The following is a 13,016-nucleotide window of genomic DNA, read 5'->3' as shown; positions in this document are numbered from 1 at the left end:
CGCGAAGCCGTGCACTCGGCGTTCCCCCTCAGTCCGCTCGCTCGATTGAAATCGATTTCGCTTGGCATCCGATCCGACGTATCGTGGCACGCGTCGATCGAGGAGGATCCATGGCCGAACGAGCCCGTGCCCGCGTCCGAGCCGCCGCGGCGGTCGCCGCATCCGTCGCTCTCGCCCTCGGCATGACGGCGTGCGCGGGCTCGCTGCCGTCCGTCGAGAGCGGCGCGGACAAGCCGTTCGTGCTGGACGGGGTCTCGAACCTGACCGAGATCGCGCAGCTCACGGGTCCGGATGCGATCAACGACACCGAGGCCGCGGCGGTCGCCGGCACCGACCTCGGCTCGATGGCGAACCTCGGCGACCGCACGTACTTCTTCTTCGGCGACACGTTCGGCGAGCGCGCCCCCGAGTCGACGGGCGGCCAGGGCGGGATCTGGCGCTCGAACGTGTCGGCGTGGACGACCGACGACGACCCGTCCGACGGCATCGCGTTCGACGGATGGGCGCCGGCGGATGACCTCGGCTGGGCGCAGGCGCTCGTCGAGGGCGAGCACGACATCAACGACGGCGACGGCGAGGTCACCAAGATCCCGACGCACGGGTTCGCGATCGGCGAGACGCTCTACATCTCGTACATGTCCGTGTCGTATTGGGGCGAGCCGGGCACGTGGGACGCGAATCACGCAGGACTCGCGAAGTCGACCGACCGGGGCGAGACGTGGACCGCGCTCGAGAGCCCGCGGTGGCCGGGCGACTCGAACTTCATCCAGGTGGCGCCCGTGCGGGTCGAGGACGGGGGCACGGAGTACCTGTACTTCTGGGCGATCCCGGCGGGCAGGTTCGGCGGCGTGCAGCTCATGCGGGTGCCGGCGACCGAACAAGCCGTCGAAGACCAGGCGGCGTACACCTACTTCGCGGGAACCGACGACGACGGCAACCCCCGGTGGGTCTCCGACATGGAGGCCGCCGAGACGGTCATCGAGGGCACGATCGGCGAGCTGTCGGTCATGTGGTCGGAGTATCTCGACCGCTGGATCATGACGTCCTCGGATGCCGGGAACGCCTACATCCGCGAGGGGATCACCCCGTGGGGGCCGTGGGGCGACCCCATCGAGCTGGTGCGGGCGTCCGACTACCCCGGTCTCTACGCCCCGTTCATGAATCCGCGTTACGTCGACGAGGGCGGCAGGCGCATCTACTTCGCGATGTCGCTGTGGGGTCCGTACAACGTCTTCTGGTTCTCGGTCGACCTCGAGAAGGCGGCTGACTGACGCTGGCCGACGTCGCCTCGTTGTGAAATCGATACAAACCGGATGCCACGCCGACTCGTCGCCCGCGTGGGCAGATCTACCGCCGTGCGGCGCGATTTCCTGCGGCCACGCGGCCCCGGCATCCGTCATGCGTGGTTAGGCTCGACCGGCATGACCGTTGCGCTTGAAATCGATTTCGCCTACTCTGACCCAGGACGAGATCAACGTCGATCCGCGCAGGGCGTGGTCGCGCGATCGGATCAGACCGGGCTCCCCTGACCGGCCACAGCTCCGGCTCACCGAAGAGTCGTGTTCCTGAGGAGGGACGAAGAATGCACAAGAGGTACAGCAGGCTCGCAGTCACTGTCGTGGCGACCGCAGCCGTCGGTGCTCTGCTCGCCGGATGCGGCGCGGGCGGAGGCGACACGGGCGACAGCGCCGACGGCGTCACGACGATCCAGTTCTGGCACCGCACGTTCACGCCCGTCGAGAACGAGTGGTACGCCGACATCGTCAAGAAGTTCAACGAGTCGCAGGACGAGATCAAGGTCGTCGACACCGAGGTGCCCGCCGACGCGTGGGACCAGAAGATGAAGTCCGCGCAGGCCGCCGGCAAGGCCCCCGACATCTACACGCACCCCGGCTCGATCCAGGACGCGGTGAACGCGGGACAGCTGCACGAGCTGAACGGCATCGTCTCGGACGACGCGCTCGGCGAGATCATCGACGCCGCGCTGCCCGTCTCGGCGGTCGGCGACACGTATTACGCCTACCCGCTCCTGCTCGAGCCCCAGACGGTCCTCTTCTGGAACAAGGACATGCTCTCGGCCGCGGGCCTCGACCCCGAGGTCGGACCCGCGACGTGGGGCGAGCTCATCGACATGTGCGCCGAGATCCAGCCGACGCTCTCGGACGGCCAGTACTGCATCTCGCCCGCGAGCGACGCGGTCACCTTCGCGTGGTCGACGGTCGGCCAGCAGTACAACTTCTCGGGTCACACCGCGCTCACCTCCGACTGGACGGCGCCCGACATCAACGACTCCGGCTACAAGTCGCTCATGGAGAGCTACAAGGAGCTGTGGGATAACGACTACATGCCCAAGCAGGCTCTCGCCGCATACGTGGAGGGCAAGGACTTCGGCGAGCAGAAGGCCGCCTTCAAGGTCTCGGGCTCGTGGATGATGTCGGAGATCGGCTCGGACTACCCCGACCTGCTCGGCAAGACGGGCATCGGCGCGTTCCCGAACGCGGACGACGCGGAGGGCGACACGGCCACGACGCTCGGGAACTTCAAGTGGGTCGTCGACGCGAAGAGCAAGAACGCCGAGGCGGCGGGCAAGTTCCTCGAGTGGGCGATCGCGGGCGACCCGGAGAACCTCGTGCCGTTCTTCGTGAACACGCAGTTCACCAAGGTGCCGGTGCGCGAGTCGGTGCAGGACGCGGTGGCGGCTGACGCCGCAGCGGCGGATGCCCCGTGGTCCGGCATCATCGTCAACGACATCGCGCCGACCGCGATCCCCGAGCCCACCTACCCGTGGGACATCTCGCTCGCGGTGGGCACCGCGATGGAGTCGGTCATGAAGGGGGCCGCGTCGGTGGACGACGCCATCAAGACGGCGGAAGACGCGATCAACACGGTGATCCAGCGTGACGATCTGCCGAGCAAGGCGCCCAAGTCCTGACAGCCCATGACATCCGGGGGTCGGTGATCCGGCCCCCGGATCCGTCACGCATCACAACGAGGTGAGCACATGACCGCGACGCAGACGATGATGAGCGAGACGAAGCCGATGATTCAGCCCGGCGGCCGTCACGCCCGACGTCAGCACGCCAAGTACCGCTATCGGGACGGGCGGATCGCCTACTTCCTGATCCTTCCCGCGGTCGTGCTCCTCGGGATCTTCGTCATCTGGCCGGCGATCTACGCGATCTACCTCTCGTTCCACGACTGGAGCTTCTACAAGGACCCCGAGTTCGTCGGCTGGCGCAACTTCACGAACGTGCTCAACGACCCGCTCTTCTGGGCGGCGATCGGGCGCGGGTTCGTGTTCGTGCTCATGACCGTCCCGGTCATGCTGCTGCTCGCGTTCTTCTTCGCGAGCCTCGTCGTGAGCGTGTCCCGGTGGGCGGCGAGCACGCTCAAGGTGAGCATCTACATCCCGACGATCATCTCGTCGGTGATCACCTCGATCATCTTCGCCCTCATCTACAACTACTCGGGCGGTCTGCTCAACGCGGCGCTCGCCGTCTTCGGCATCGACCCGGTCGCGTGGATCGGAGACCCGGCGTGGGCGCTGCTCGCCATCGCCGTGCCGGCGGTGTGGCTCGGGCTCGGCCTGACATCGCTCATCATGGTCGCCGCGATGATCGACATCCCGACCGAGTACTACGAGGCGGCCTCGATGGAGGGCGCGAACTGGTGGCAGAAGACGGCGTTCATCACGCTGCCGCAGCTGAAGAACGTCGGGCTGTACCTGCTCATCACCGGCTTCGTCGCGGCGATCCAGCAGTTCGAGCTTCCCCTGGTCATGACCGGCGGCGGACCGCTGGACTCGACGACCCTGCCGAACCTGTTCATCTTCAACCACTTCCGCAACGACATAAACGTCGGGTACTCGATCGCCGCCGCGCTGCTGCTGTTCGTCGTGCTCGGCACGGTGTCGGCGCTCGTGTTCAAATTCGTCAACTCCGAGAGGCTGGTGGACTGACATGGCGGTCGCTCTCGACGTCGCGCACACCTCCGCACCCGCTCCCACGCGGCGCAAGCACCGCGACGGCCTCTGGTGGCTCTACGCGATCGGCAAGACCATCGCCGGAGCCGTGTTCGTTCTGGCGGCGCTCTTCCCGCTCGCGTGGATGGTGATCGCGGGCTTCAAGTCCAAGACCGAGGTCATCCAGACGCCGTTCCAGTTCTTCCCCGAGGTGTGGCACTGGGAGAACTACGTCCAGATCCTCGCCGACCCGACGTTCACGCGGACCATGCTGTGGACGTTCCTCGGCGCCGCGCTCTTCACGCTCCTCGCGCTCACCGTGAACTCGCTCGCGGCCTACGCGTTCGCCCGCCTGGACTTCCGGTTCAAGCGCACGCTGTGGGTGCTCGTCATCACGACGATGTTCATCCCCGGCATGACGATCCTCCTCACGAGCTTCATCGTCGTGACGAACCTGCAGATGCTCGACACCCTCGCGGTGCTCGTCATCCCGGGCGCCGCGAGCGCCGGGATGATCTTCTTCATCCGGCAGTTCTACCTGAGCATCCCATCGAGCCTCGAAGAGGCCGCGATGCTCGACGGATGCGGGCGCTTCCGCATCTTCACGCACCTGTTCCTGCCGCTGTCGAAGCCGCCGTTCGTCGTCATGGGCATCACGGCCTTCCTCGCGTACTGGAACTCGTACGTGTGGCCGATCATGACCATCACCACGCCCGAGCAGTTCGTCGTGCAGCAGTACCTGGCCACCTTCCGGTCGGAGCGCAGCACCGAGCTGGGCCTGCTCATGGCGGGATCCGCCCTCGCCGCGGCTCCGGTGATCATCCTCTTTCTGATCTTCCAGCGGCAGATCATCGGCAACATCAAGATGGCCGGTCTCAAGTGAGGGCGTCGCCGGGGCGACTGACCTCCCACCCTGTTCACCAAGAGGAGGCGCAATGAAGCACTCAGCAGTACGCCTGGCGATCGCGACGGTCGCCATCGGAACGCTCGCCATGACCACCGCCTGCGGGTCAGGGGGCGGTGACGCCGACGCCGACGGGGTCACCACCGTGCAGTTCTGGCAGAACCAGTTCTCCAATGAGGACAACGCGTGGTTCAAGAAGGCGGTGCAGGATTTCAACGCCGCCCAGAACGACGTGAAGGTCGTGCTCACCGTCGTGCCCGGCGACGCGTGGGAGCAGAAGCTCAAGGCCGCGCAGGCCGCCGGCAAGGCTCCGGACATGTACACGATGAACTATTCGGCTGTGCCGATGAACGCCCGCAACGCGCAGTTGGCGCCGATCACGGATCACATCTCCGAAGAAGGCTGGAAGGATCTCGACGAGCGCTTCCTCGATGCGGTGACCGTCGACGGCGAGCAGTACGCCTACCCGATCTACTACGAGCCCAGCGCGCTCCTGTTCTACCGCACCGACCTCTACGAGGCGGCAGGGCTCGACCCGGCGGCGCCGCCGAAGACGTGGGACGAGCTCATCGACGCCGGCCTGAAGCTCAAGGCGACCGACGACAAGACCGTCCCGTTCCAGATCGCGCAGAACGCGGTGGAGCTGTCGTGGACGACGTGGGGCGCCCAGTTCGGCACGGCAGGTCACCTGCCCATCTCGGAGGACTGGTCCGAGGAGGAGGCGACCGACGCGAAGTACGAACCGCTGTTCCAGTTCTATCAGGACCTGTACGGCAAGGGGATCCTCGCGAAGCAGGCGCTGTCCGGATACGGCGACGCATCCCCGCTCGGACAGGGGAAGCTCGCCAGCATGGCGTCGGGCTCGTGGGCCATCAGCCTCCTCCTCGCCGACTATCCGCAGATGATCGACAAGCTCGCGGTCGCCCCCATGCCCACCGTCGACGGCGACCCGAGCCGCACGACCTCCACGCTCGGCGGCTGGACGATCGGCGTCGACGCGAAGTCGAAGAACGTCGAGGCTGCGGCATCCGCCATCAGCTGGATGCTCGCGGAGGGCACGTCGGTCCCCAAGGCGTACTTCACCGGCACGAAGTTCACGAAACTCTCGCCGCGGAATTCGCTCGCCGAGGAGCTCGCCGCAGACCCGAACCGCACCGTGAACCCGTTCTACGACGTGCTGCTCGAGTCGACCAAGACCGCGATCCTCGAGCCGACGTATGACTGGCAGGTGAGCCTTGCGATGGGCACGGCTCTGGAGAAGGCGATGCGCGGCGGAGACATTGCGCAGGCGCAGGCGGAGGCCGGCGCGACGATCACGAAGGTGATCGGCGATCTGGGCCTGGCCGACCAGCAGGGCTAGACGCGGGCGCCCACACCTCCAGCTCGGAGATCGAGGTGTAGCGCAGCGGTCCGCCGGCGGTGCCCGTGAGTCGGACGCCGTCGGCGGTCACCGGGGCGAAGGTGAAGACATACTCGTCCTCTTCGAGTGCTGTGAAGTCGTTGCGGTACGGCGGTTTCACCGTCACGCGAAGCACGGGCATCCACCGCCCGTCGACGCGCACCTCGACGCGTGGACCGTCCGCGAACCATCCGCCGAGGGAGTCCTGCGGCCCCGGCGCGTACACGATGCGATCGAACCGACGCGGCGATGGCCACTCGTAGCCCCAGACGTCCTCACCCGAGCCCGGACCGAACGCCGAGTCCTCCGCGATGTCGCGCCGGCCGTCGGCGAGCACCGACTCGTGTCCCTCGCGCACGCGGGACACGAGCGGAGACGCGTCGAGGCAGCGGGCGAGGTTGCCGGATGCCGCAGTGACGGCGGCTTGGCCGGGATCGAACCGCACGCGGCGCAGTCCGAAGCAGTAGGCGCGTCCGCCCCGCGACGACGCCGGCACGAACCAGTTGCTCTGCAGCCACAGGTCCCGCCCGTCGGGCGAGATGAACTTCGACGGCATCGTCGGGGCGTAGCCGCCGTGCTTCGCGAGCGGCGACCGGGGTCCGTGCCACGGGAAGTGGCCGAAGTCGTGGCTGTGCAGCAGTCGCCACGGACCCCACGGTGCGGGTGCCTCGAAGAACTCGAACGTGTACTCGCTCCACGTCGAGTAGAGGTAGCGGCCGAGACCCGGGTTCCACACGACCGAGCCCTGCGCGATGCAGGTGAAGTCGTGAGCGCCGTTGCCGAACGCGGGCGTCGGGTAGAAGCGGCGCTCGTCGACGAGGACGGGGATGCGGCGGGTGATGTCGCGTGACCACGCCGGCGTTCCGTCGGCCTCGAAGGCGCTCACGAACTCCCAGGTCGCCCGATCCTGCACCGACGCCGCCGGCACGCGGGCGAGGAAGAGCCGTGTGGGGTCGTTGACGAGCTTCGCGAACGACGTGCGCCAGTTGCCGTCGATGCCGTATGCGTACACCCACGGGCTGCCCCCGTTGGACTGGCCGAGGTCGAGGAACATGATGGTCGTGAAGACGTGGTCTGAGAACATCGGGTCGCGCGGCCAGGTCCATGTGCGGCCGTAGTCGTCCGATCGCACCACCGTCGCCGTGGGCGCCTCGTCGAAGCCACCCACGGCGTCCGGCATGCGCAGGTCCTGCACCGCGAGGTACAGCTCGTCGCGGCTGTCGCCGTTGCCGTCGACAGCCACCATCCCCGTCGGCTTCCGGTTGAACGAGCCCGGCTGCCAGATCGGCGCGACCGCATCGCCGTCGCTGAGCCGCTCGCCGGTCAGCCCCGTCTCGGGATGACCGTCGATGCGGTTGACGACGATGTCGCTCCAGACGTGCCGGGCGAAGCCGGTGCCGTCGCCGGCGGCCGCATACAGCGCGCCATCATCTGCCCACGCGGACGGCCACAGGTCGCCGTCGCTCGCCGTGAGCACCGTGTTGGCCTGGTCGACGTGCGCGACGCGGAGGCGCAGCGGCGGGACGCCGGATGCCACCGGCGCCCCGCCCATGATGCGGATCTTCGTCATCCCGCGGTCACTGCCGGATGACGGCGACGTCGTCCACCTGCAGCCAGATGTCGCCGCTGTTGGTCCACACCCCCGCGAAGACCTGCACGGTGCTGAGGGGTCCACTCTCGAAGTCGACGGTGAGCTTGGTCCACGGGCCGAGTGAGACGAAGTGCGCCTCGGAGACGACGTTCCCCTCTGTGGTGCGCGCGCCGAAGAATCCCGCATCGCTGTTGACGGACGTGCGCACCCAGCCGGTCAGGCGATAGCTGGTGTTCGGCTGGACCGTGACGTCCTGCCAGATGTTCCGCCAGCCCGTGTTGTATCGCACGAACGCGTTGTGGTCGCCGCTGAAGGAGCTCGCCGGCGCGGTGTCGATGCCGCAGTTCGGCGTGCACGCCCACGTCCCGCCCGTGCCGTCGCCGATCGCGTCCGCACGCTCGAAGCTCGGGTTCGACACGAGATTCGGGTTCACGATCCGGCCGTCCGGGTCGACCTGCATCCGCATGAGGTAGACGTTGTACGGACTCCACTGCGACATCGCGAAGTAGATCTCGCCGGCTTCGCTCCATGGGTGGAAGTAGCCGCCGTACAAACCGGGGTAGTCGGCCGAGCTCGCGACCGTCTGCGGCGCCGACCACGGGCCCTGCGGGTTCTTAGCGGTGCGCAGCACGATGTCCTCGCCCGAGAGCGTCATGAGCAGGAACCGCTTGCTGTACGCGTCGTACTGCACCGACAGCTCGCTCACCGGCGCTTCGACGATCGGGACGGCATCCGCCTCGTCCTTGCTCCAGCGGTGACCGTCCCAATAGCGGTACGCCGACTTGTCGAGGAGCTTGCGCTCGGGGACACGGGCGACGGATGCCGGCCCGTTCCGGCCGTTCTGCGTGCCGAACACGTAGATGTCGCCGCCCTTGCGCGCGTACGCCTGCATCTGGAACGGATGGTCACCCGCGGGGGTGTTGTCCCAGCGGGTGTCCGAGACGGTCCAGTTTTCCCCATCGTCGTCGGAGTAGGCGATGCCTGCGTAGTTCGTGTCCCAGTACCCCGGCTCCCCCCACTGCTTGACCGACATGAAGCCCATGTACTGGCGCTTGCCGACCGCGATCCCAGCTGTGGGGATGGTGGTCATCTCGTCGCCGTTGATCTTCCTGGACGGGATGAGCTCCTTCGCGATGCCCATTGGCGCCTGCGGCGCGCTCTCGAACAGCATGCCGTCCGAGAGGTCGCGGTCGCTCGATCGGACGAGCACGTTGCTGCGCCAGTTGCCGTTGTGCCCGGAGCCGCCCCCGGGTCCGGTCCACGCGTTGCCGAACGTGTCGCCGAACGCCATAAGCACCTTGCCGTTGCCGTCGTCCCACATGATGCCGAGGTCGGTGCCCTTAATGTCCCAGCGCCCCCACGTGTTGTTGGGGGCGTCAGGCCCGGTCAGCTTCTCGACGACGGTGACCGGCGTCGCAGCGGTCGTCGCCACCGCCGGACCTGCCGCGCCGGCGAGGGACCCGGCGACGACGAGGCCGCCGACCGCGGCCGCGCCCATCCACTTTCCGAAGTGCGTCATCGCACTCTCCTTCCGTAGCGGCCCGCTCGGATGGCGGGCACTCGATCTCGGCTGTGCTGGTCTAGGGGCTCGGGTCCAGACGGAGCTCGCGCAGGCCGAACCAGTACGACGACATGCCCGCCGGGGCGCACGGGCACACGTTCGACTGGACCCACGCGGTGCGGTTGTCGTCAGAGAGGAACTTCGACGGAATCGTGGTGCCGTAGCCGCCGAACGCGTCCGAGTCCCACGGGTACGGGCCGAAATCGCGCGACAGGAACGGCGCCCACGGCCCCCACGGCTGGGGCGCCTCGAAGAACTCGAACGTGTACTCCGTCCAGGACGTGTACACGTAACGGTCGAGCTTCGGGAGGTAGGTTACGCCGCCCTGCGAGAGGACGCTGAGGTCGTGCGCGCCGACAGTCGTGCCCGCAGAGTCTCCTGCACCGTCGTCGCCCGAAGGGTGCCGACGGCGCTCGTCGACGAGGACCGGCCTCTTCGCGGTGATGTCGCCGGTCCACGTGGGCTCGTCGTCGCCCGGCCGCCCCACGTAGAACTCCCACGCCGCGGCATCCTGTACGGCGTCGACGGGGACGCGGGCGAGGAACAGCTCCGTGGGGTCGGGCGCCGAGTCGTCGAACGAATCGCGCCAGTTGCCGTCGAGCCCGTACGCGTACGCGTAGGCGGGGTCGGGGGCGTGCTCGCCGTCCTTGCCGTAGTCGGAGAACCAGATCGTCGTGAAGACCCCATCGTCGAACATCGGGGTCGCGGTATCCCACGACCATGTCTCGCCGTGGTCGTCGCTGCGGGCGATCGTCGCCGCGGGGGCCGTGTTGAAGTCCCGGCGCAGATCCTGCACGGCGAGGTAGATCGCACCGTCCACGCACAGCATCCCGGTGGGCTTTCGCGTGAACTCCGGGCCGGTCCAGACCTGGCCGAGGTCATCGCCCACCGCGAGTCCGATCCCCTCGATGTCGTCGGATGCCGGTGAGCCGGTGATCCGGTTCACGACGATGTCGCTCATCGTCGACCCGAAACCGGCGCCGTCGCCGTTCGCGGCGTAGAGGGCGTCGTCGTCCGACCAGCAGCTCGGCCACAGGTCGCCGTCGGAGACGCCGATCGCCGTGACCTCGTTCGCGATCTCGCCCCGCAGCGCCGCGCCCTGCGGCACTCCGCCCTCCTGCGGCTGCGCCGCGCATCCGGCCACGAGTCCGACGCACGTCACTGCTCCCGCCAGACGTGCCATTCGCGCCGAGACGCTGTGTCCTCCGGTGCGTCTCGGCGCGGAACCCGAGTCTCTTCGAACGCAAGGCGTTTCCCGCGCGGCGAGCGCCGGACCGGGCATGTCAGTCCTGCGGGTGCCGCGGAGGCGTCGCGCCGACGTCGGGCACGGGCGCGGTGCCCAGGTGGATCTCGAGGTGATCGGCGCTCGGGGTCTCCGGGCGGTGCGCGCTCGGCCGGTCGAGGTAGAACAACGCCGTCGACGCGATGTCGTCGCGGAGCGGGAGGTACCGCCATCCGCTCCGCCAGCCGAGCGCTTGGATGTCGACCTTGGGGAGCCCCTTCGTGAAGAAGATCGGGTCGAGCAGGTGCCAGCGGTACATGCCGAACCGCTGCTGGCTGACGTAGAGGCCGTCGGGGCGGATCACCTGGGGCATGCCGAGATAGGGAGTCGAGAACTCCGTGTAACCCTGGCCGGGGATGTCGAAGTTCCAGGCTCCGCCGAAGTAGTCCTCGGTGCCGGTGCCGCAGATGGTGGGGTAGTCGGTGTCGTCGTCCATGTAGAACTTGATCTCGCCCTCGCCCCACCAGCCGTTCGAGTTCACGCCCCACGCGATGTAGGTGCCGACGTACTGGCCCTGGCCTTCGATGCCCTCGAGGATCGTGTGCGGAACGAGCTCGTCGAGCGGGTTCGAGCGGCGCCACTGCGCGTGGAAGTAGCCGTCGTTGGAGTAGTCGCCGCCGATCTCGTACGTGATCTGGTAGTAGACGCGCACGTCGACGACGGACGTGTTCTCGAGCGTGAGGCGCGCACCCGTGCGGAAGGGCATCGGCCAGTACGAGTTGAAGCCGCCGTTGGGGTTCGCGGCGATCGCCTGGGAGTTCACCTGGGCGAACACGCCCCAGCCGTTGCAGAAGAAGTCGCCGTACGGGACCTCGACGGCGGGCTCGTCCGCGCCGTCCCAGTACGCGCGCAGCAGGAGGGTGCGCCAGTTGTCCTTGTGCGTCGTGATCCAGATGTGCGTGATCTTGCCGCCGCCCTCGATGTTCGCGAGGTCGAAGGTCTCACCGGCCTTGATGTCGACGCTCGGCGAGATCTTCCAGCCCGGGCCGAGGTCGCGTGCACACGAGGCGCCGGTGCCCTCGGTGGCGCGGCCGCCGCCCCCCACCGAGCCGTCGAAGTTCTCGGGTGAGATGGACCGGGTCTGCAGCCGGCGGAGTCCGGCGATCGACGACAGGTCGGGGGAGGGCAGCTGGGGAGCGGTCATCGGACGGCACATCCTCGTGTCGGCGCGCCGGATCGCGGCGCGAAGGCGTGGAGATTCACGGTACTGTTGGAATCGATTTCAACACTGTAGGGTTGGCTGACCGACAATGTCAACGTCGGTGGCAGCGGGGAACTGAGGGTGACATGGCGACGATCTACGAGGTCGCGAAGCTCGCCGGCGTGTCGCCGGCGACCGTGTCGCGCGTGTTCAACGGCATGGGCGTCTCCGACGAGAAGACGCTCGCCGTGCGCGAGGCCGCGCGCCAGCTTAAGTTCACACCCAACCGCACGGCGCGCACGCTCCGCCGCCGCGCGGCAGAGGTCATCGCGCTCGTCATCCCCGACATCGAGAACCCGTACTTCACCGAGATGGCCCGCGGCGTCGAAGACGTCGCATCCCAGGCGGGGTACTCGGTCGTGCTGTGCAACACCGACTCCGATCTCGCGAAAGAGGCCACGTACCTCGACATCGCGATCTCGGAGCACATGGCCGGGGTCATCCTGGCCGCGGCATCCGACCACACGAACCTCGACGGCCTGCTCGCCGCCGGACGCCCGATCGTCGCGGTCGACCGCGGCACCGGGTACGACATCGACGGCGTGATCATGGCCAATCGCACGGCCGGCCAGGCCGCCACCGAGAATCTCGTGCAGGCGGGCTACCGGCGCGTCGCGTGCATCACCGGACCGCAGCACATCGAGACCGCGTATGAGCGGGCCCAGGGCTGGCGGGCCGTGCTGTCGCGGCACTTTCCCGACGAGGAGTTCGACGACCTGCTGCGCTATTCGACCTTCCGCGTCGACGGCGGGCGCGAGGTCATGGAGGAGCTGCTCGCGCTGCCCGAGCCGCCCGACGCCGTCGTGGCGGGCAACAACCTGCTCGGCGTCGGCGCGATCCAGGTGCTCACCGAGCATGGGCTGACACCACCGAAGCTCGGCGTCGCGGTGGTCGGCTCGCTGCCGTTCACGACCCTGTCGCCGAGCGTGGTGACCGTCGTGCGGCTGCCCGCGCGGCACATGGGCGTGACGGCGGCGAAGATGCTGCTCGAGCGCATCAACGGCGACGACCAGCCTGCGCGCACGGTCGTCCTGCGCAGCGAGGTCCAGGCCGCGCGCGTCCCGTCTCGCGGCTGAGCGGAGTTCCCGTTTCATCCGCGACGGCGATTTCGTCGGTT

At 67.9% G+C, this 13,016-nt stretch carries 10 protein-coding genes; 6 read left to right on the top strand and 4 right to left on the bottom strand.

The window, feature by feature from the left end; translation table 11 throughout:
* Positions 1–110: 110 nt before the first annotated feature.
* From BJ991_RS01985 to BJ991_RS01965, 5 genes are all read left to right on the top strand, one after another.
* A complete protein-coding gene (locus BJ991_RS01985) occupies positions 111–1,271 on the top strand; it encodes a glycoside hydrolase family 183 protein (RefSeq protein ID WP_179487001.1) in 1,161 nt (386 codons plus the stop codon).
* Between the two features lie 311 nt (positions 1,272–1,582).
* On the top strand, positions 1,583–2,932 hold the full coding sequence (locus tag BJ991_RS01980; RefSeq protein WP_179486999.1) for an ABC transporter substrate-binding protein: 1,350 nt from the start codon (positions 1,583–1,585) through the stop codon (positions 2,930–2,932).
* Between the two features lie 69 nt (positions 2,933–3,001).
* The gene (locus BJ991_RS01975) at positions 3,002–3,958 is read left to right on the top strand and encodes a carbohydrate ABC transporter permease (protein WP_246301003.1); all 957 of its coding nucleotides are present in this window, start codon (positions 3,002–3,004) and stop codon (positions 3,956–3,958) included.
* Position 3,959: 1 nt separating this feature from the next.
* Positions 3,960–4,844, top strand: coding sequence for a carbohydrate ABC transporter permease (locus BJ991_RS01970; RefSeq protein ID WP_179486997.1), 885 nt, complete (start codon positions 3,960–3,962; stop codon positions 4,842–4,844).
* Positions 4,845–4,896: 52 nt separating this feature from the next.
* Positions 4,897–6,225 carry an ABC transporter substrate-binding protein gene (locus BJ991_RS01965; RefSeq protein WP_179486995.1) on the top strand — a complete coding sequence of 443 codons (1,329 nt, stop codon included), beginning with the start codon at positions 4,897–4,899 and terminating at the stop codon, positions 6,223–6,225.
* Here BJ991_RS01965 and BJ991_RS01960 read toward each other — a convergent pair.
* From BJ991_RS01960 to BJ991_RS01945, 4 genes are all read right to left on the bottom strand, one after another.
* Positions 6,179–7,834: a glycoside hydrolase family 183 protein gene (locus BJ991_RS01960; RefSeq protein WP_179486993.1), complete on the bottom strand. Its 1,656-nt coding sequence runs from the start codon at positions 7,832–7,834 to the stop codon at positions 6,179–6,181. The two genes, BJ991_RS01965 and BJ991_RS01960, sit on opposite strands and share 47 nt — an antisense overlap.
* Before the next feature lie 7 nt (positions 7,835–7,841).
* A complete protein-coding gene (locus BJ991_RS01955; protein WP_179486991.1) occupies positions 7,842–9,374 on the bottom strand; it encodes a DUF4185 domain-containing protein in 1,533 nt (510 codons plus the stop codon).
* Positions 9,375–9,435: 61 nt separating this feature from the next.
* Positions 9,436–10,599: a glycoside hydrolase family 183 protein gene (locus BJ991_RS01950; protein WP_179486989.1), complete on the bottom strand. Its 1,164-nt coding sequence runs from the start codon at positions 10,597–10,599 to the stop codon at positions 9,436–9,438.
* Between the two features lie 100 nt (positions 10,600–10,699).
* The gene (locus BJ991_RS01945) at positions 10,700–11,842 is read right to left on the bottom strand and encodes a glycoside hydrolase family 172 protein (RefSeq protein WP_179486987.1); all 1,143 of its coding nucleotides are present in this window, start codon (positions 11,840–11,842) and stop codon (positions 10,700–10,702) included.
* Between the two features lie 143 nt (positions 11,843–11,985).
* Here BJ991_RS01945 and BJ991_RS01940 point away from each other — a divergent pair, with 143 nt between their 5' ends.
* The gene (locus tag BJ991_RS01940) at positions 11,986–12,975 is read left to right on the top strand and encodes a LacI family DNA-binding transcriptional regulator (RefSeq protein WP_179486985.1); all 990 of its coding nucleotides are present in this window, start codon (positions 11,986–11,988) and stop codon (positions 12,973–12,975) included.
* The last annotated feature ends 41 nt before the right edge of the window (positions 12,976–13,016 follow it).

The sequence above is a fragment of the Microbacterium immunditiarum genome (assembly GCF_013409785.1).
Classification (GTDB): Bacteria; Actinomycetota; Actinomycetes; order Actinomycetales; family Microbacteriaceae; genus Microbacterium; species Microbacterium immunditiarum.
Note: the sequence above shows the minus strand (reverse complement) of the source record. Positions and strands in the feature narration are given on the sequence as shown.

Bases quoted from the DNA above. Each gene is read 5' to 3' on its own strand.
- BJ991_RS01950 (WP_179486989.1), bottom strand. From the start codon at position 10,599: ATGGCACGTCTGGCGGGAGCAGTGACGTGCGTCGGACTCGTGGCCGGA.
- BJ991_RS01965 (WP_179486995.1), top strand. From the start codon at position 4,897: ATGAAGCACTCAGCAGTACGCCTGGCGATCGCGACGGTCGCCATCGGA.
- BJ991_RS01970 (WP_179486997.1), top strand. From the start codon at position 3,960: ATGGCGGTCGCTCTCGACGTCGCGCACACCTCCGCACCCGCTCCCACG.
- BJ991_RS01985 (WP_179487001.1), top strand. From the start codon at position 111: ATGGCCGAACGAGCCCGTGCCCGCGTCCGAGCCGCCGCGGCGGTCGCC.
- BJ991_RS01955 (WP_179486991.1), bottom strand. From the start codon at position 9,374: ATGACGCACTTCGGAAAGTGGATGGGCGCGGCCGCGGTCGGCGGCCTC.
- BJ991_RS01975 (WP_246301003.1), top strand. From the start codon at position 3,002: ATGACCGCGACGCAGACGATGATGAGCGAGACGAAGCCGATGATTCAG.
- BJ991_RS01980 (WP_179486999.1), top strand. From the start codon at position 1,583: ATGCACAAGAGGTACAGCAGGCTCGCAGTCACTGTCGTGGCGACCGCA.
- BJ991_RS01960 (WP_179486993.1), bottom strand. From the start codon at position 7,834: ATGACGAAGATCCGCATCATGGGCGGGGCGCCGGTGGCATCCGGCGTC.
- BJ991_RS01945 (WP_179486987.1), bottom strand. From the start codon at position 11,842: ATGACCGCTCCCCAGCTGCCCTCCCCCGACCTGTCGTCGATCGCCGGA.
- BJ991_RS01940 (WP_179486985.1), top strand. From the start codon at position 11,986: ATGGCGACGATCTACGAGGTCGCGAAGCTCGCCGGCGTGTCGCCGGCG.